Raw genomic sequence first — 18,737 nt, 5'->3', positions numbered from 1 at the left:
TCAAATCGTAAGCGGCTGATAAGCAAGACTTCTATAAATTTAATTTTTCGAATATTCTTCATCTGTAACTTTCATCAGCCAGCTCACGATCCCCTTTTCAGTTTTGGGAAGTATGTACATCTGCAGCATTCCCGTATCGGGACTTGCCCCATGCCAGTGCTCTACATTGGGCGGGCATTTTACAATATCTCCTTTTTTAAGGAATTGTTTTGGCTTACCTTTAATCTGATGGTATCCAGTACCATCGGTGATGATCAGGATTTGGCCCGAGGGATGTTTGTGCCAGTTGCTTCTTGCTCCAGCCTCGAAATATACGTTACCGACAACGGTGTTATAAACCGAATCATTCTCTACCAGCCCAACATTCCAGGCCTTTCCTGTGAAATTTTCAGTTGGCCCAGGTGTGCCTTTGGGAAAAATAAAATTTGGTGTCTGATCAGCCTTTTTATTGCTTTGAGCTCTTCCAGCAATACTAAAAAGCATCAATGTAGCAATTGCGGTTATTGTTAATACTTTCATATGTTATAATATTGGGTCTGACTATTTCTGGTCTTTCAGTTGTTTGGTGAAAAAGGATTCCAACTTGTCGAACGGAATCAGGTCGGTCTTGTCATAAAGGTCAACATGGCCGGCATTTGGAACAATGACCAGTTCTTTTGGCTGCCCTGCACGTTTGTAAGCATCTTCGCTGAATTCCCTTGAGTGTGCCTTGTCTCCGGTAATGAACAACATCGGACGGGGAGAAATGGTTTCAATGTCGTTGAACGGATAAAAGTTATTGAACTTTGTATTACTGCTCAACGTAGGATGTGTGGTCGTTTTCGGCGAGCCACCTTTAGGCGTATATTCCCCTCTTGGCGTGCGATAGAACTCATAGAACTCGCGCTGTATCGGATCGGTGTTTGCATCCAGCTCGTGGGTAGTGCCTCCCGTATATTTAGTCTCGCCACCCAAAAATTCGGCATATCGTTGCTCGACTGCTTCAGCCTGATTTTTTTTTCTTTGTTCAAGGCTCAAAGAATGGTTAAGTGCATTGCGGTTGGCCGAGCCCATGTCGTACATGCTCACCGTTGCAATTGCCTTCATCCTTGGGTCGATCTTGGCCGCACTGATCACGAAGCTGCCGCTTCCGCATACACCTAGCACGCCTATCCGCTCCCTGTCAACAAATTCTCGGGTACCAAGGAAATCCACAGCAGCACTGAAATCTTCGGCATACATATCCGGAAGTACGGCATTGCGTGGTGAACCTTCACTTTCGCCCCAAAAAGAAAGATCGATTGCCAGGGCTATGAAGCCCCTGTCCGCCATATTCGAGGCATACACATCCGCACTCTGTTCCTTTACTGCGCCCATCGGGTGGCCAACGACGATTGCTGCGTTCTTTGCTTCCCTATCCATGTTCCTGGGAATGAAAAGATGTCCCGCGACCTGCAGGTTATATTGGTTTTTGAAACTAACCGCATACAGGGCGACCTTGTCACTGACCTTAAAAGTGGTATATTCTTTAGCTGATATTTCTTTCATCTGTACATTGTTTGATGTCGATTGTGCATTTGCTGTAGCATATAAAAGCACAGCCGTGAGCGTGATAAAAATTGATTTTTTCATGTTAAATGTTTTTGATGAATTTTGCCGGAACTCCTCCGACAATTGTATTCGGGGCAACGTCACTGGAAACAACTGCTCCAGCGGCAACCACGGCATTTTCTCCAATGGTCACTCCAGGAAGTATCGTTGCCCCCGCACCGATCCAAGCATTTTTTTTGATGTGGATGGCTTTTGGAACCAATGAATGGCGGTCTTCTAGTGAAGTTGGATGCCCTTCGGATAACAGGCTCACTTTCGGAGCAATAAATACATTGTCCTCAATGGTAATTCCGCCCAGGTCCAAAAAAACACAATCGAAATTGATGAAGACATTTTTACCAATTTTCGTGTGCTTTCCGTAATTGATGTGCAAAGGCGTAAATACCACAACACTTTCATCAATTTCCGTATGCGTTATTTGGCTTAAATAGTTTCTTATTTCATCTGGATCTGGGGTGCTATTCATTTGGACCAAAAGTTTCTTGGTCGCAAACGATTCTTCCCGCATTCTGTATGCTTCCGGATCGTTCGGTGAAATGGTTTCTCCATTGCGTAACCTCTCGAAAATGTTCTCTGTGCTCATTGACCTGATTTTTATTTTCAACAAAGATAAAAGGATTTCAAAGGTCTTATGTTACATTTATTTCGCAAGTAATGTCAAATATTACTTATTATTAATTAATTGTTTTACTTTTACCTAATATGGCAGCAAATCAAAAAGTTATGCTCTACAAGGTAGTATCGGGAAGTGAATTCCCAGCGGATTATAGTATCCGGTTTCATACCCATATATATTGTCAGCGCGGTAGCGTGAAATTTGTCTTTAATGACCACCAATATCAAAGTAAAAAGGGCGAATTTATTTTTTGGCTGGCGGGTATCAATGTATCAGACCTGTCTTTTTCAAAAAATTTTAAGGCCACGGTCTTGTTTGTCGACAGCGAACTGCTTACCGCAAGTTTGCCCAGTGCCACGGCGAGCATAGATAGCATTATACATTCCAAGGAATATCCGATCTTGCATCCGGATGAAAAAGATAAGGAGAAGATCCTGAAAAATTTTCAGTTGCTGTATGATATGTCGCAGGAAACAGGCCATCGGTTTTATAAGGAAGCACTTAAACTTCAAATGCAGATTTTCCTATTGGAGATGTGGCACATTTTTGAGGACGAGCTCGACAGAAAAAAACGAAGTTTGCAAAGCGGTACCTTGTATGAGCAGTTCGTACAATTGGTGCGAGAAAATTGTATGAGGGAGCGGGAGGTTCGGTTTTATAGCGAAAAGCTGAATATCACGCCCAAGTACCTCAATTACATTTGCAAGGCCAATACCCGGATTACCGCCTCAGAATGGATACAGCGTAACGCAAAGGAACGGATTATTATCCTGTTACAAAACAAGCAGCTGAATATCTCAGAAATTGCAGATCAAATGGATTTTTCGAGCCGCTCGTTCTTTAGCCGGTATGTAAAAAAATTGCTTGGCGTAACGCCTAAGGAATACCGGGAGCGAATATGAAGTTACAAATTAGGTTTCTTAGCGATTGGGTAGAGATGGGGCTATAATGTCCAGTTGTAGCAGATCAACATATTTGATGTACAACTCATTCAAATGAAAAGGATATTAATCACCGGCTCAGCAGACAGACTTTATTCCTAACTCGGGCCATTCGTGTGCGGTTTCATTTTTACACATAATACTCTTTTATTTACCATTTTTACTGATTATGGGTAAACATTCGCCAATCCAGATTCATTTCGTTAAATTCGGTATAATGTTAAAGGAAATGGAAGATGTTAAAAGATTAGACACGGTTCGCCAGTATAATGAGTATGCTGGCGTGGACACCCTTCACCCTTTGGTTAGTGTGGTAAATTTCAATGAGGTTCCTACGATTATTCATTATAAACACTACATGGGTGTGTATGCCGTATTCTTCAAGAACATAAAATGTGGTAATATGACCTATGGCTGCCAGACCTATGACTATGAGGATGGAACCATGGTGTTTATCCAGCCCGGACAGGTATATGGCATATACAGCGGAGGCGTTCCGGTAACGCCTTCCGGCTACGGTCTTGTCTTTCATCCCGATCTGTTGAAGGGAACCCATTTAGGCAGAATAATTAAAGACTACAACTTCTTTTCATATGAAGTGAACGAGGCCCTCCACCTTTCAAAAAAGGAGAAAAAAATAATCATAGAATCACTGCTAAAAATTTCCTCCGAAATAGAACAGAACATCGATAAGCACAGCAAGACGCTGATCGTTTCAAATATCGAACTGTTGTTAAACTACTGCATTCGTTTTTATGACCGTCAGTTTATTACCCGCAGCAATGAAAACAAGGATATTCTTGTTCGTTTTGAGAACCTGTTAACGGACTATTTCCGATCAGGAAAGGGCGCTCAGCTAGGACTGCCTAGTGTGGCATACTGCGCAGGCCAGTTGCACCTATCGCCCAACTATTTCGGCGACCTGATCAAAAGGGAAACGGGCAACACCGCCATGGATTACATCCAGTCAAAAATGATCGAACAGGCCAAAGCGCAACTTTTCGACAGCTCAAAAAAATTAAATCAAATAGCCTGTGAGCTCGGCTTTAGGTATCAACAGCATTTTACCAGGCTATTCAAGCAAAAAACAGGACTGACACCAAATGAGTATAGGACGTTAAATTAATCACAAGACTAAAATGACTGGAGTGATAGAGTATTTTTGGCTGTAAACATTATAAAGATCTAATAAAGCCACCGGGACATCCTAAACAAGACCAATTATATGATCAAACTTAACATTAACCAAAAAGCCCATGAAATAGATGCGGATCCCGAAATGCCGCTCTTATGGGCCATTCGTGACCTTGTTGGACTTACGGGCACCAAATATGGATGTGGGGTTGCCCAATGTGGAGCCTGTGTCGTCCATCTCGATGGTGAGGCCGTAAGATCCTGCGTCACAAAGCTTAAAAGAGCCCAGGGAAAACAGATCACAACGATCGAGGGACTGTCGGAAAATAACGATCATCCGCTTCAGCTTGCATGGAACGAGGTAAGCGTACCCCAATGTGGCTATTGCCATTCCGGTCAGATCATGTCCGCCGCCGTTCTGCTGAAAGAAAAACCAAACCCTACAGATGAAGATATAGACAATGCAATGGCAGGAAATTTATGCCGTTGTGGTACTTATCCGCGCATCCGACAGGCAATACACATGGCTGCAGAAATGCAAAAAAAAGGAGGCGTATAATGAAACGAAAAATCGTAAGTGATATTAAAGGCACTAGGATCCTAGTGGTATCATTCATTCTTGGCACACTAGTAATTTGCATGGCCTTCGGTTTTGAAAATGAACCGCAACCTGTAGCGCAACTAAAAACACCGGTGAAAAAGGACAGCATCGCATCGGTAAAGGCATTTCAGCAGGTTTACCGTGTCCTGATGAGCCCGCGTTGCATGAACTGTCACCCCTCCGGCGATATCCCACTTCAGGGTGACGATAGCCACCTCCACGACATGTTCCCCAAAAGGGGCGTTGAAGGAAAAGGCTTGCTAGCGATGAAATGTACGAACTGCCACCAGCCGGAAAATACCAAGGGACTACATGCTCCTCCCGGAAATCCTAATTGGCACCTGCCCCCTGCGAACATGAAAATGGTATTCCAAGGGAAAACCGCACGTCAATTGGCCAAGCAGCTTGTTGATCCTACACAGAACGGGAACAAAAACATGAAAATGTTGATAGCACACGCTGACGATGATTTGGTGAAATGGGGCTGGGCTCCAGGAGATGGACGAACGCTTCCTCCGTTATCTCATGCAGAATTTAAAAAACAGTGGCTGATCTGGCTCAATACTGGAGCCTACGCACCAAAGAAATAAAAGTCAACCTAAAAAACAGATAAAATGAGCAACAGCGAAGTATCAAGACGGGATTTTTTAAGGGTAGCAGGCCTTGCCGGCACGGCGCTATGTCTGGGATTTTATTTCCCGTCAAACGCTGAGGAAGCAGCAATAGTCAATACCAGTGGTTCAGCTGCCGCTGACTTCGAGATGAACCCATGGATCCATATCAATATTAACGGAAAGGTTACTCTATTCAACCATCGGGCAGAAATGGGCCAGGGCTCTTATCAGTCAGTACCCCAGATCATTGCTGAAGAACTGGAAGTGGATCTGAAAGATATAGACGTTGCTTCGGCAATAGGGCATAAAAAATATGGAAATCAGATTACCGGTGGAAGCTCAACTATTCGAAGCAGCTACAAAAACCTGCTCAAGCTTAGCGCCACGGCAAGGGTAATGCTGATTTCTGTTGCGGCAACAAAATGGGCTGTTCCACAAGCGGAATGCTATGCCCAATCCGGTCACGTTTTCCACAAACCCACAAATAGGAAATTCCACTACGGGGAACTTGTGGAAGAAGCTACAAAACTGCCGGCTCCAAAGGACGTGGTACTCAAAAAAACTTCCGAATATAAACTCATCCGTAAACCGCTCAAAAGGTTGGATACTCCAATGAAGACCAATGGAACGGCTATATTCGGAATCGATAAAACGTTGCCGGGGATGCTGTATGCAGTAGTGGAGCGTAACCCCAGACTTCGCGGAACTGTAAAAAGTTTTGATGATACCGCTGCAATGAGGGTGCCAGGCGTAAAAAAGATCTTTAAGGTAAAAATGCTGGTTTTCAAAACCTATCGCGAAGGCGTGGTCGTAGTCGCCACCTCTACCTGGGCAGCCATGCAGGGTAAAAAAGCGCTGAAGGTAGAATGGGACGATACTGGATTTGAACACATCAGCACTCCGCTAATCTACAGCAGACAAATGGAAATGCTTAAAACCAGTGAAGGACTTTTCCTTAGCAAACAGGGAAACCCGGATGAGACAATTGCACAAAGCGCAAATGCGCTTGATGTAGTTTATCAAACGCCCTATCAATCGCACACTCCAATAGAACCAGTGAATTGCGTTGCACACTATCAGGCTGACAAACTGGAAATTTGGGGGCCGATCCAGGCCCCCGATATGGTCCAGGACTACCTCAGTGCAGAACTAAAGATGCCAAGGGAAAAAATTATTGTGCACATGACCTTTCTTGGCGGTGGCTTTGGAAGGAAGGCATTCATGGACTATCCGCATGAGGCGGCGATCATTTCCAGGGAAATGGGCGTTCCGATCCAGGTAATCTGGTCCAGGGAAGACGATATCACACAAGGTCCGCATAGGCCCGGTATTTCTTACCGCTGCCAGGGGGCAGTAGAAAATGGGATGGTAACCGCGCTAAAGTTTCGCATGTGCGGACAGAATAACGACCACTGGATGAGAGGGACGAAGTCGAACAAGGCGAATGGAAGCACCTCTGAAGGATTTTTGAAGCCTTATTACGAAAGCATCAAAAATATAAGTTTTGCTGAGGTTCAATTTGAAACACCTATGCCAACGATGTGGTGGCGCTCGGTTTATGCATCCACCAATGGCTTTGCTTATGAAAGTTTTATGGATGAACTTGCTTTAAAAGCTGGTAAGGATCCACTGGCGTTAAGAAGGGAGAACCTGAAGGATGAACGCAGTCAAAAACTGATCGATAGAATGGAAGAGGTGTCCGGCTGGAAAAAAAGAAAGAAGAATGAGGGATTTGGCGTGGCCATTACCGAATGTTTTGCTAGCACTGTCGGGCAGATCGTAAAGGTATCGAAAGATGGAAATGGAAAAATCAAGATCGATCAAGTTTGGGCAGTAATGGACTGTGGCTGGTATGTAAATCCGGATATCATTAAGGCGCAAGTGGAAGGAAGCATTGTGATGGCCCTAGGAGCTGCAACCCTTCATGAGATTACGTTCAGCGATGGACTGGTACAGCAGCGAAATTTTTATGATTATAAGATGCCGCGGATCACAGACATCCCTCCGATAGACGTCTATATTATGGAAAATGAAGCCGATGCAGGTGGTGTGGGGGAACCAGGGCTTCCGGCGTTCGCTCCAGCACTTACCAATGCCATATTTGATCTTACGGGCAAACGGATCCGAAAACTTCCTTTTGACCTAAAAGCCGTGTAAAGGTTTTCTATAAATCATTGGAACAGGATTTGGCAAACTCCTGCTATGAAAAAATAGAATGAAAGAAATTAACGATATTATAGTAGCGTATCAACTAGCAAGAAAAGCGGGCCAAAGGTCTGCCTTGGCAACAGTGGTCAGGGTCGAAGGTTCGTCATATCGCAGACCGGGTGCAAGGATGCTAATTACCGAAGATGGATTACTAACCGGAGCGATAAGTGGAGGTTGTTTGGAAGGCGACGCCTTGAAAAAGGCTCTTTCGGCCATACATCAGCAAGAAAATAGACTGGTAACCTACGATACTACAGATGAGGATGATGCAAAATTTGGTGTGCAGTTAGGCTGTAACGGCATTGTGCATATTCTTTTCGAACCGATTGATGGTTTAGATGAAAATAATCCAATCAAAATATTGGAATCAATAAACGGTGAAAGGGAAAATGCGGTAATTATTACGCTGTTTTCTTTAGAATCTAAAACCCACCTTGGAACAAGATCTATCATAAAAAGTGAAAATCGATTAGGTAATCTTCCAACATCGATAACATCAGAAATTTTAGCCGATGTGCAGCAAGTATTGGATAGCGAGGAGTCTGAACTTAAGAACTATAAGTTTGAAAACGAGTTGATCGATGGTTTCATAGAGTTTATCAAACCTCCCATTGCTTTGGTTATTGCTGGAGCTGGCAACGATGCACAGCCACTGGCAACCATTGCGCATTTATTGGGCTGGCAAGTAACAATCGCGGATGGAAGGCCAACCCATGCAACGCGTCAACGTTTTCCAAATGCCAAAACTCTGGTTACAAAACCCGCTCAACTATTACCTCAGCTTAATATTGATGCTCAAACTGCTATCGTTTTGATAACACATAACTATAACTACGATACCGAGTTTTTGGGCTTACTTTTGCAAACTGATGTACCCTATATTGGCGCCTTGGGACCGAAGAAAAAACTGTTGAGAATGTTGGACAAGCTTGACATGAATACCGAAGCTAACCGCTCTCGTGTTTATGGACCAGTTGGACTGGATATTGGTGCAGAGACGGCAGAAGAAATTGCAATTTCAATTATCGCCGAAATTAAGTCTTCTTTGAGCAGAGCAACAGCATCGTCACTAAAAGAGAAAAACCAGCCTATTCATGTACATACAAAATCTATGTCATGAAAACAGGAATAATAATATTGGCAGCCGGCAATTGTAGCAGACTGGGAAAACCCAAACAACTGCTTGTGTTTAAAGAAAATACACTTTTAGAGAAAACCGTAGCAGCAGCAGAACAAACTTCATTCGCCCCTATTGTTTTGGTTTTGGGTGCCTACGCTGATGAAATTTTGGCATCAATTAAAGAAATGAACATTAATTATACCGTCAACGATAATTGGCAGGATAGCATGTCAGCCAGTATTAAGGTAGGCCTAAAAAAAAATTATTGGCCTCGAGCCAGAAATAGAAAACGTAATTGTAACTGTTACTGATCAACCATTTGTTACTGCTGATATTTTTAACTCATTGCATGAGCAGCAGCTTAAAACAGGTAAAAATATCATTGCCTGTAGTTATGCCGAAACCATAGGCAAGCCAGCATTGTTCAATACGCAGTATTTTGATGAACTGGATTTGCTAGAAGGTGGACATGGTGCGAAACACCTAATGGCCAAACATATAAACGATGTGGCAACAATTCAATTTGCATTGGGAGACATCGACATTGATACCGAAACAGATTATAAAAATTTAATTGACTAAAATGATAAAGGATTCCTTTGGACGCGTGCATGATTATCTGCGGATATCCCTTACCGATAACTGTAACTTCCGATGCTTTTATTGCATGCCCGAAGAAGAATACGATTTTACCTTAGCCTCCCGTTTAATGCAGCCTGATGAGATTTTAACCCTGGCGAAAATTTTTGTTGAACAGGGCGTAAAAAAAATTAGGCTTACCGGTGGTGAGCCTCTGGTACGAAAAGATGCGGCAGAAATTATAACAGAACTTGGTAAATTACCCGTAGAATTGGTAATTACCACCAATGGAACAAGAATTGCCGAAATGTTGCCAACGCTGGTTGCAGCTGGAATAAAGAGCATCAATATTAGTCTGGATACCCTGCAGCCAGAAAAGTTTATGCTTATTACCCGCCGCGATGTCTTCCATCAGGTTCGCAGTAATATAGAATTACTGCTTCAGGAAAAAATCATGGTTAAAATTAATATGGTGGTGATGAAGGGTATGAATGATGGCGAAATAAAAGACTTCATAAACTGGACAAAACATAACCCCATTCAGGTCAGATTTATCGAGTTTATGCCCTTTAGCGGGAATAGATGGACCAGCAATAAAATGTATTCCCTCCAGGAAATTTTATCTAGAATTGAACAGGATTTTACGGTTTTGCCCGTAGAAGGAATGCCTCATGATACGGCAAAGCATTTTATAATTCCCGGTCATGAAGGTTCATTCGCAATTATCAGCACCATGACTGCACCATTTTGCAGCACATGTAACCGAATGCGCCTGACTGCGGATGGTAAGCTAAAAAATTGCCTGTTTTCCAACGGGGAAACAGATTTGCTTTCTGCTCTTAGAAATAAAGAAGAAGTTCTGCCGCTTATCAGGGCATCTATTATGAGTAAGAAAAAAGAATTGGGTGGTCAAATGATTACTGACTTTGAGCATCTTGACCCAGAAACCATAAAAAACCGAAGTATGATTACCATTGGAGGATAAGATACATGATTACTGTACAACAAGCCCAAGAACTCATTTCCCAAAATATTAATCTGCTTACTCCTGTAAGGTTACCACTAAACCAGCGTTGCGGGCACGTACTGGCGCAAGATATTCTTGCAATTTATGACATTCCCGCTTTCCGGCAATCATCTATGGATGGCTACGCATTTAGCTATGATAAAAATTTATCCGAACTAATTTTAGTTGGTGAAATGGCAGCTGGAACAAATCAATACCTTGAAGTAAGGTATGGAGAAACCAATCGCATCTTCACCAGTGCGCCACTTGCTGATGGTGCTGATACAGTTGTGATGCAGGAGAAAATCGAAAAATCAGGAAACAAAATTATTCTGAATGATCCTAGCCTATCAACTGGAAATAATGTGAGGGAAAAGGGATCAGAAATTAAGGCAGGTGCACTGGCAATGCAAAAGGGAGAAATACTTAGTGCGGCGGCAATCGGTTTTTTAGCAGGAATCGGGATTACTGAAGCTGATGTTTTTCCGATGCCTAAACTTGCTATTATCCTTACGGGCAATGAATTGAAAGAGCTTGGTGCGGCATTGGATTTCGGTCAGGTTTATGAATCGAACTCGTATTCCTTAACCGCTGCATTGAAAATTCAGGGAATTACAAATATCGAAGTTTTTTGGGTAGTAGATGAGCTGGAAAAATTAACCACAACTTTAAAAGAAGCATTGAATAGCTGTGACTTAGTTCTATTGACCGGTGGCGTAAGCGTTGGTGATTATGATTTTGTTATCGAGGCAGCTAGAAATTGCGGAGTTAAACAAATTTTTCATAAAGTAAAACAGAAGCCCGGCAAACCACTATTTTTTGGCACGAAATAAAATAAGCTCATTTTTGGGCTTCCTGGTAATCCATCCTCGGTTTTGAGCTGCTATTACAATTATGTTTTGCCGGTTTTAAAAGGAATGTCCGCCAAAAAGAACGCTTTAAAAACTATTAAGGCACAATTGAATACCAGCTATCAAAAACCCAAAGGACTTACGCATTTTCTAAAAGGCATTTATGAAAATGGTATGGTAACGCCGTTAAATGCTCAGGAATCTTATCGTTTAAGTTCCTTTGCGCAGTCGAATTGTTTAATCTGTTTAAAGGAAGTGCAACAAACCTTTGCGCAGGGCGAAAGTGTTGATGTTCTACTTATAAGCCAATAATCAATGCAAGAAAGTTTTTTACTGTTTTATATCTTATTATTTATTGTTGCATTTCTGTACGCCTCGGTAGGGCATGGAGGAGCAAGTGGCTATTTAGCCTTAATGGCTATTTTTGCGGTTTCGCCAGCCGTTATGAAACCGACTGCTCTTTTATTAAATCTGTTTGTTTCTTCCACCTCGTTCATTCAATTTTACAGAGGAGGACATTTTAAATGGAAAATGTTCTGGCCTTTTGCCGCTGCCTCTATTCCACTCTCCTTTTTAGGTGGCACAATGGCAATTGAAAGTGCGGTTTACAAAAAAATATTGGGGGTATTGCTGCTTATACCGGTAATTCGGTTCTTCTTTTTTAAAAATACAGACCCGAAAGATTTTAATAAATCGAACATTCCACTTTCCCTCGCTATTGGTGGTATTATAGGTTTGCTCTCCGGAATGATTGGTATTGGAGGGGGAATTATACTCTCTCCCGTAATATTATTACTGAGATGGGCCGATCAAAAACAAACTGCAGCAATTAGTGCTGCCTTTATTTTTGTAAATTCATTATCCGGTTTAGGAGGCCAGCTAATCAAGGGATTCCAGTTCAATGCAGACATGCTAGCCTATGTGGGAATTGCATTTTTGGGCGGCATTTGCGGTGCATATTTTGGTGCGCTGAAGTTCCCTCAAACCGTATTAAAAAACGTATTGGCCTGCGTACTTGCTTTAGCTGCTTATAAATTATTATTTACACATGCATAAAATGAAATATATCATTCCCGTTCTTCTATTATTAGCTTTTGCTGCAAAAGCGCAGGAAAGCAAAGAGTTTGTAATAGATGGAAAAGTAAAAAACAAATTAACAATCGACTTAGCATCATTGAAGAATTACAAAATGCTAAGTCTGGATAGTTTGGTAATTTTCAACCATCTCCTAGAACGTAAAAGAAGTATCAAAAACGTTAAAGGTGTTGCTTTAAAAAATATTCTATCGAAAGTAACCATAGATGAAGCATCACCAAAAAAATTAAGTGAGTATTACCTGGTCTGTACCGCAACAGACAATTATAAAGTAGTTTTTTCATGGAATGAGGTCTTTAACGCTAAAGCTGAAAACAATATTTTAATACTGTTAAGCTTTAATGCCGAACCTAAAAAAACGGAAAGAAACAGCTGGCCAACGATAGGCTAAGCGCAAATGAGGAAAACCTTCGGAACATAGTAAAACAGGCACCAGTGGGAATGTGCATATTGCAAGGAGATCCACTGTTTGTGGTCGAAATGAACGACACTTTTCTGGAAATCATCGGAAAACCTCGGGAAGCATTTGATGTTATGCCTTACTGGGAGGTGAACGCAGAATCTAGCGCAATTTATGAACCGATTACAAAACAGGTACTTGCAATCGGCTCTACCTATTATGCAAACGAACATGAAATTATACTTATCAGAAACGGCGAGCCACAAACTGTTCATATCAACTTTGTTTATGAGCCGTTAAAAGATGCCGATGGCAAGCCATTCGCACTTATGATCGTTGCCATTGATATTACCACACAGGTGCTTGCACGCAAAAAAATAGAAGAAAGCGAAAAACACTTCCGTTCCCTGGCTGATATTGTACCGGCAAAAATAAGCAATGCACTCCCTAGCGGAGAAGTAACCTTCTTTAACCAACAATGGCTGGATTACAGTGGAATGAACTTTGAAGACTTAAGGGATTTCGGGTATCACCAGATGATGCATACTGAAGAAATTCCGGAGTTTCAGCAGCGATTGGGTGAGGCCGCTGCTAAAGGGACAGCGCTTGAAATGGAAATGCGCTTTAAAGACATTAATGGCGATTACCGATGGCACCTGAATATTGCCTCTCCTATAATGGATTCGCAAGGGCAGATTACCATGTGGGTGGGTTGTACCACTGATATAGAACGCATGAAAGAAGAAGAACTGCGCAAGAATGACTTTATCGGTATGGTTAGCCACGAGCTTAAAACGCCACTTACCTCGCTAAACGCTTTTTTACAAATCCTGCAGCGTAAAGCTCGTACTACTGATGACAGCCCATCTCTTGGTGTACTGGACCGTTCGCTTAGCCAGGTTAAAAAGATGACCACAATGATTAATGGTTTTTTAAATGTTTCCAGATTGGAAGCCGGCAAAATCCACATTGATAAAAGCCATTTCGAAATGGGTGAGCTAATGAAAGAAATTGAGGAAGAATATAGGATTATGATCAGTACCCACCAGATCAACTTCTCAATTAAGGGCGAACAGCAAATTAATGCAGACCGTGATAAAATCAGTCAGGTAATCAATAACCTGATCAGTAACGCTGTAAAATATTCTCCAAATGGAAGTACCGTAATGATCGACTCGGAAATAATTGGCAAAGAGATAATTGTACGTGTAAAAGACAGTGGAATGGGCATTAATGCGGAAGATCAGCCAAAGTTGTTTAACCGTTACTATCGCGTTGAAAGTAAACAGACCAAAACCATTGCAGGTTTCGGCATTGGCCTCTATTTGTGTGCAGAGATCATCTACCGCCACGGGGGAAAGATTGGCGTAGAAAGCCAGATTGGCCAGGGCAGCAAATTTTGGTTTAGCATTCCCTTATAAAATCATTACATAAGCGAAGTGGACGTTAATGAAAATTAGTTGAAGCAGAAAATTCGCCACCGCTTTGCGCCGTCAATATCGTTCGATATTCCGCAGATTAACGCTACATACACGATGCCAATGTTATTATGTTAGCACTTTTGAAATACAGATAAACACAGATCTATAGCTTATGTTGTACGAAAATTTAACCGTCTGCTTTCCGCTGTTTTTGGCTCCTGCCTGTTAAATACTGTTGGGTTTTAATATTCTCCCACATAATTAACTTATCTTCTACTTTCGAAAATGCCCTGATATCACCATCCTGAGATATAACCAGGCCAAGAGAAGATGGATGGTTCCAGCAATAGGCAATCATTGATCGGTGCCTTGTTCCATAATGCCTGGGATCATGTGGTTCAAGCGATTTTAGAGTTGCAGTTGCAGTAGAAGAAACATAAATCTTTCTAGGCATTTTTTTGGCCCGGAGTACTGCGCCAAAACCGTTGCTCACCATACTGCGATTGAAAAGCACCACCCCATCTACACAGGTTTGTGAGGCTATAAAGCTAATTGCTCCCTTTATCTCATCCCCTGTACCCTGCTTAGTATAAAAAGATCCTGATTCGCGCAGGTAAAGCAATTTGCTAACCGATCTTTTCCCGGCATCCAAATCTCCTTTAATGGTACTTTCGGCAACAAAGTTATCGATAGATGCTTTTGCATGTGCAACCATCGCTAGTGTAAGCCGCTCGTAATGAATTCTGTATTTTACGTCGAGGTCAGCACTGTTATCTCCAATCAGTATGGCTCCACCATGTTGGTAGTTCTGTATTTTGAGCAGCAACCTCGAAAAAGTCTGGATCCATAGCCCATCTAGAAAGTCTTCCCATTCAGCATAGCTTTCATTGGGATGAAACTGCTCTAGATATGCTTTTAAAGTAATCTTCAAAAAATCAGCATTCTTTCTTAACATTTTAGAAATGGGGCCGATTGTTAAAACATCCAGGTAACGCTTTACAAGCACATTATGCTTCAGGGTGGCGAGGAGTTCATAATCAAAAAGCACGTTCAAAGTACCAATATCGCTGATGGAAACCTGAAATAAACCAGGTTGTTCTGAACCGGTATCAGACTCATAATTTAAAAAGTTTTGATAATGCATCGCCTGATCGATCATACCCCAGATATAAATGCAGCCCTTTTCATCGTAATAAACAGCTAATGAGGAGCTGGCCGGATCTGCAGCCTTTGAAAGCTTGGCCAGGGTTTTGGTTGTCATCGCCACTTGATGGTCGAAAGCTACACAGCTCCACCTTTCCGGTACAATATAATTTGGAGGAGAAGGATCAGGGTTTTGCGGATCGAGAAAGGTGATTGTAACCCTGATCAGCTCGCTCTCCTCCTTGCACATGCTCGAATAAAAAAGGCAATCGAAGAGATCTTCCAAAACCTTTAAATCAGGAAGCGGGAGTTTGTTCCTTGTTAACTTAAGCTTATTCTGTACCAGCAAAGCCAGGTCAGCAGGGCGCGAATTTTCCAAAATACAATCGTTTAAAGCATAACAGATTAAAGTTAAAATCGTTTTACCTGAACTTACTCCTACATAAAAAATTGTTACGCAAAAAAGGTGTAACCCAGCTTAGAAGATTTTCCCTATCGAGCTATTTTATTGCTGATAATGCGGTGTATTAATCATGATCATTATAAAGGATTGAAGAAAATATTTTCCACATGTAAAACAAAAAAAATCTTTTTTCCTTTTAAGATAGATTCTGCAATAAACAAATTTAACAAGGCAGCGAACTGATGAAGTTTAAATACACTTTTTAGGTTTAAATCTCCTGGCTAAAGCCGTTTTAAGCAAAACTTGTTTTCACTAACCAACATAAGAAAATAAACCCCACGATGATTAATCGCCGCCAATCCCAACGTTTTACCGGAATTATCAGAAAACTCTTCGTTATCTTTCTCATACTTACTTTCATATTAACCGCAGGCTCTTTTATACTCCGCCACACCATAACTGCAAAACTCGACCGTTTAAGCGGCCAGCTCCGCCAACCATGGCAGCAACCGGCAATAAACAGGCTGCTCATTGATTTAAATATGACTGAGAACAGTTTCAGGCAGGCTAGCGCCAACGGACGGGCAAGTGATTTGGATGCATACAAAACAAACCTTAAACAGATTTTTGCCAAGATGGGCGGGATAATCAACCGGTATAAAACGGACGCAAATGGCCACTTACCAAAAAGCAAACAACAGATTGCACAAGCACTTCAACAAAAAATAGCGGTTTCACAGCAGCTGTTTGAGCTACAGAAACGCTTTACATCGCTCCTTGAGCAAACAACCGCAGGCTCAATTCAAGATCGCTCTGCAAAAGGTTTCGGAAAAAGGAATATGCAAACCGATACCTCTGTTTCTGTTTACCAGGAACCAACCAAAAGGAGCCTGATTAAACGATTAAAAGATGCGGTGAGCAATACCAGAACTGTTAAGGTATTAACAATTGAGCAACAAAAAAAACAGCAAAAAGCTGAATCTGAATCCGATCAGAAAGCCCTGATTAATGAACTCGGCCAACAATACGCGCTTCTGGGCCAATCGAACCAGGAAATGATTTTGGCGAATTTAAACCTGCTTACCGAACTGCGGGGGCTTTTATTGGATGTGCAGGGTATAGAGCGGGTAGCCTTTGAGAAAAGCCGTGAGGAAATACTTGCAGAGTACCGTTCAACTTCCCGCGATTTAAATACCTTTACCGGCGTAGCATCCGTTTTCATATTACTTTTTATCATCATCCTGATCATTTACATCAGGAAGGCTTCCGGTGCAGAACGGAGGTACATCATGGAAAATTCGAGGGCTGTTAGGTTGGCTGGCCAAAAGTCAGAAATACTTGCCATCATGAGTCATGAAATCCGCAATAAGTTAATGGCCATAAACGGAGCGGTATTTATGCTTAAGCGGACAACCTTATTGCCTGATCAGGAGAAGAAAGTTACCTCCATTAATCTATCTTCAACACTACTGCTCGAAACGGTTAACAACGTACTTGATGTGAGTAAAATGGAACAAAGTGCCGCAGAACTAAATATAAGTCCGTTTACCCCTTACCAGGCCATTAGCGATTCGATGGAAGCCATGCGTTTTATGGCTGAAAGAAAAGGGATTGATTTGAATCTTGAATTTGAAGGCAGTAAAGAGTTAAGCGTAAACGGAGATGATTTGCGGCTTAAACAGGTGCTCATCAATTTACTAAGCAACGCCATTAAATATACAGATAAGGGCTATGTTCATTTATCTGCTCAACTCGAGAAAAAAGAAAAAGCTTACTTGCTTACTGTAATCGTTAGAGATACAGGCTCGGGCATTCGCAAAGATAAGCAGGCCGAATTGTTTTCGCCCTATTACCAGGCCGGTGGCCAAAAGCCCGGAACAGGATTGGGTTTATATCTATGCCGCCAGCTCATAAACCTACAGGGAGGTACCATCGCGCTCGAAAGTGAAGAAGGCCAGGGTTGTACAGTGCGTTTTTCAATCCCTTATTAATTCATTTGCAGGAGGTTCTGTATAATAAACAACAGCAATTAAGTAAATTATGGCTGATGAATTGCTCTATGTAAAATAATTGCAAGGTTCATCTTTTCTTTTCTCTTATATAAAGTTACCTTTGGAACCAATAAAGCGCATCCCTGCAAATGTTGTATACCACTAATAGTAACCTTACCCGTCACCTTAATGACGAATAAACTCAATTGTATTGTTATAGACGATGATCCTGAGGTAAGTAGTTATGTCAGTGAATTTGTTCGCGAAACCTCGTTTCTTCATCTGGTTTCCGTTCATGGCAGCCCCGCACAGGCAATTGATGTTTTGGGCAATTCGGATATCGATTTAATTATACTCGACATTAACCTTCCGGGAATTGATGGAATGAGTTTTGCCAAAACACTCCATAATCAATACGGAAAAGATATGCCCCGGATTATTTTCATCAGTGGCTCTGGCGAGTATGCATCGCAAGGTTATAAAGTAGATGCAATAGATTACCTTTTGAAGCCTTTTACCTACGAAGATTTTTTTAAAGCTGCTTTTAAAGCGAAAAATTATTTACTGCCTGCAGTGCAGAAAAGCGATGCCGGAGAATTTATTTTTCTTAAAGTAGAGCATGAATTAATCCGTGTAGATGTAAACGACATTCTTTACGGAGAAAGCCAGAAAGATTATATTAATGTTTTTATCAAAGGTGGAAAGATGATTACGGCATTATCTACCATGAAAACAATGGAAAGCATCTTACCTTCCGATCGTTTTATGCGCATACACAGATCTTTCATTGTAGCCTTGGATAAAATTGATGCCATACAGCACAACACCGTCAAAATTGGAAAAGCAGTGATACCCGTAACCGAACAATATCGCCCGCAGTTTAAGTCACATTTCAAATCCTGGTTGTAATCCAATAACCACCAATAATTTCGACGATTAATTTAAGCCTTCTATCGGATAGGTAAGGCATTCTGACGAACGGATTTTCTGCCGGAAATACAAATAACTTTCTTTGATGTGTTTA

At 41.8% G+C, this 18,737-nt stretch carries 20 protein-coding genes; 16 read left to right on the top strand and 4 right to left on the bottom strand.

Going from position 1 to position 18,737, the window contains the following annotated elements:
• Window positions 1-39: 39 nt before the first annotated feature.
• The 3 genes from ASE74_RS13000 to ASE74_RS12990 are packed head-to-tail and all read right to left on the bottom strand — an operon-like array spanning window position 40 to window position 2,173.
• Entirely contained in the window at window positions 40-519 is a 480-nt protein-coding gene (locus ASE74_RS13000) for a cupin domain-containing protein (protein ID WP_055909723.1), read from the bottom strand.
• A 21-nt stretch (window positions 520-540) separates the two neighbouring features.
• Window positions 541-1,611: an alpha/beta hydrolase gene (locus tag ASE74_RS12995; protein WP_055909720.1), complete on the bottom strand. Its 1,071-nt coding sequence runs from the start codon at window positions 1,609-1,611 to the stop codon at window positions 541-543.
• Window position 1,612: 1 nt separating this feature from the next.
• Window positions 1,613-2,173 (bottom strand): DapH/DapD/GlmU-related protein, encoded by a 561-nt coding sequence (locus ASE74_RS12990; protein WP_055909716.1) that lies wholly within the window; start codon window positions 2,171-2,173, stop codon window positions 1,613-1,615.
• Window positions 2,174-2,292: 119 nt separating this feature from the next.
• Here ASE74_RS12990 and ASE74_RS12985 point away from each other — a divergent pair, with 119 nt between their 5' ends.
• The 14 genes from ASE74_RS12985 to ASE74_RS12925 all read left to right on the top strand — a co-directional run bounded on the left by ASE74_RS12985 (window position 2,293) and on the right by ASE74_RS12925 (window position 14,176).
• Entirely contained in the window at window positions 2,293-3,108 is an 816-nt protein-coding gene (locus tag ASE74_RS12985; protein WP_055909713.1) for an AraC family transcriptional regulator, read from the top strand.
• A gap of 268 nt (window positions 3,109-3,376) precedes the next feature.
• Complete coding sequence (locus ASE74_RS12980) at window positions 3,377-4,273, top strand: AraC family transcriptional regulator (RefSeq protein ID WP_055909797.1); 897 nt, start codon at window positions 3,377-3,379, stop codon at window positions 4,271-4,273.
• 99 nt (window positions 4,274-4,372) lie between these two features.
• Entirely contained in the window at window positions 4,373-4,840 is a 468-nt protein-coding gene (locus ASE74_RS12975; protein WP_055909711.1) for a (2Fe-2S)-binding protein, read from the top strand.
• Window positions 4,840-5,472 (top strand): hypothetical protein, encoded by a 633-nt coding sequence (locus ASE74_RS12970; protein ID WP_055909708.1) that lies wholly within the window; start codon window positions 4,840-4,842, stop codon window positions 5,470-5,472. Before ASE74_RS12975 ends, ASE74_RS12970 begins: the two co-directional genes overlap by 1 nt.
• Window positions 5,473-5,496: 24 nt before the next feature.
• Window positions 5,497-7,653, top strand: a complete 2,157-nt coding sequence (locus tag ASE74_RS12965; RefSeq protein ID WP_055909705.1) for a molybdopterin cofactor-binding domain-containing protein — start codon at window positions 5,497-5,499, stop codon at window positions 7,651-7,653.
• Window positions 7,654-7,711: 58 nt separating this feature from the next.
• Entirely contained in the window at window positions 7,712-8,824 is a 1,113-nt protein-coding gene (locus tag ASE74_RS12960; protein WP_055909702.1) for an XdhC family protein, read from the top strand.
• Complete coding sequence (locus tag ASE74_RS25345; RefSeq protein ID WP_055909699.1) at window positions 8,821-9,135, top strand: NTP transferase domain-containing protein; 315 nt, start codon at window positions 8,821-8,823, stop codon at window positions 9,133-9,135. The genes ASE74_RS12960 and ASE74_RS25345 overlap by 4 nt, the downstream gene beginning before the upstream one ends.
• Entirely contained in the window at window positions 9,086-9,406 is a 321-nt protein-coding gene (locus ASE74_RS25340) for an NTP transferase domain-containing protein (protein ID WP_082458768.1), read from the top strand. Before ASE74_RS25345 ends, ASE74_RS25340 begins: the two co-directional genes overlap by 50 nt.
• Before the next feature lies 1 nt (window position 9,407).
• Window positions 9,408-10,388, top strand: a complete 981-nt coding sequence (gene moaA, locus ASE74_RS12945) for a GTP 3',8-cyclase MoaA (protein ID WP_055909693.1) — start codon at window positions 9,408-9,410, stop codon at window positions 10,386-10,388.
• 5 nt (window positions 10,389-10,393) lie between these two features.
• Window positions 10,394-11,242: a molybdopterin molybdotransferase MoeA gene (locus ASE74_RS12940; protein WP_235526082.1), complete on the top strand. Its 849-nt coding sequence runs from the start codon at window positions 10,394-10,396 to the stop codon at window positions 11,240-11,242.
• An 84-nt stretch (window positions 11,243-11,326) separates the two neighbouring features.
• The gene (locus ASE74_RS25140; RefSeq protein ID WP_235526081.1) at window positions 11,327-11,572 is read left to right on the top strand and encodes a hypothetical protein; all 246 of its coding nucleotides are present in this window, start codon (window positions 11,327-11,329) and stop codon (window positions 11,570-11,572) included.
• 3 nt (window positions 11,573-11,575) lie between these two features.
• Window positions 11,576-12,316, top strand: a complete 741-nt coding sequence (locus ASE74_RS12935; protein WP_055909689.1) for a sulfite exporter TauE/SafE family protein — start codon at window positions 11,576-11,578, stop codon at window positions 12,314-12,316.
• 1 nt (window position 12,317) lies between these two features.
• Entirely contained in the window at window positions 12,318-12,746 is a 429-nt protein-coding gene (locus tag ASE74_RS12930; RefSeq protein WP_157255420.1) for a molybdopterin-binding protein, read from the top strand.
• Window positions 12,728-14,176 carry an ATP-binding protein gene (locus tag ASE74_RS12925; RefSeq protein WP_369800167.1) on the top strand — a complete coding sequence of 483 codons (1,449 nt, stop codon included), beginning with the start codon at window positions 12,728-12,730 and terminating at the stop codon, window positions 14,174-14,176. Before ASE74_RS12930 ends, ASE74_RS12925 begins: the two co-directional genes overlap by 19 nt.
• 187 nt (window positions 14,177-14,363) lie before the next feature.
• Here the strand turns inward: ASE74_RS12925 and ASE74_RS12920 are convergent, their stop codons facing one another.
• Window positions 14,364-15,698, bottom strand: coding sequence for a putative sensor domain DACNV-containing protein (locus ASE74_RS12920; protein ID WP_055909681.1), 1,335 nt, complete (start codon window positions 15,696-15,698; stop codon window positions 14,364-14,366).
• Between the two features lie 365 nt (window positions 15,699-16,063).
• On the opposite strand from ASE74_RS12920, the gene ASE74_RS12915 reads away from it, so the two are divergent.
• On the top strand, window positions 16,064-17,713 hold the full coding sequence (locus tag ASE74_RS12915; RefSeq protein ID WP_055909678.1) for an ATP-binding protein: 1,650 nt from the start codon (window positions 16,064-16,066) through the stop codon (window positions 17,711-17,713).
• Between the two features lie 189 nt (window positions 17,714-17,902).
• Window positions 17,903-18,622 carry a LytTR family DNA-binding domain-containing protein gene (locus ASE74_RS12910; protein WP_055909675.1) on the top strand — a complete coding sequence of 240 codons (720 nt, stop codon included), beginning with the start codon at window positions 17,903-17,905 and terminating at the stop codon, window positions 18,620-18,622.
• Window positions 18,623-18,737: the final 115 nt, after the last annotated feature.

It is taken from the genome of Pedobacter sp. Leaf216 (assembly GCF_001421515.1).
Classification (GTDB): Bacteria; Bacteroidota; Bacteroidia; order Sphingobacteriales; family Sphingobacteriaceae; genus Pedobacter.
This window is presented reverse-complemented; position numbering and strand designations above follow the sequence as displayed.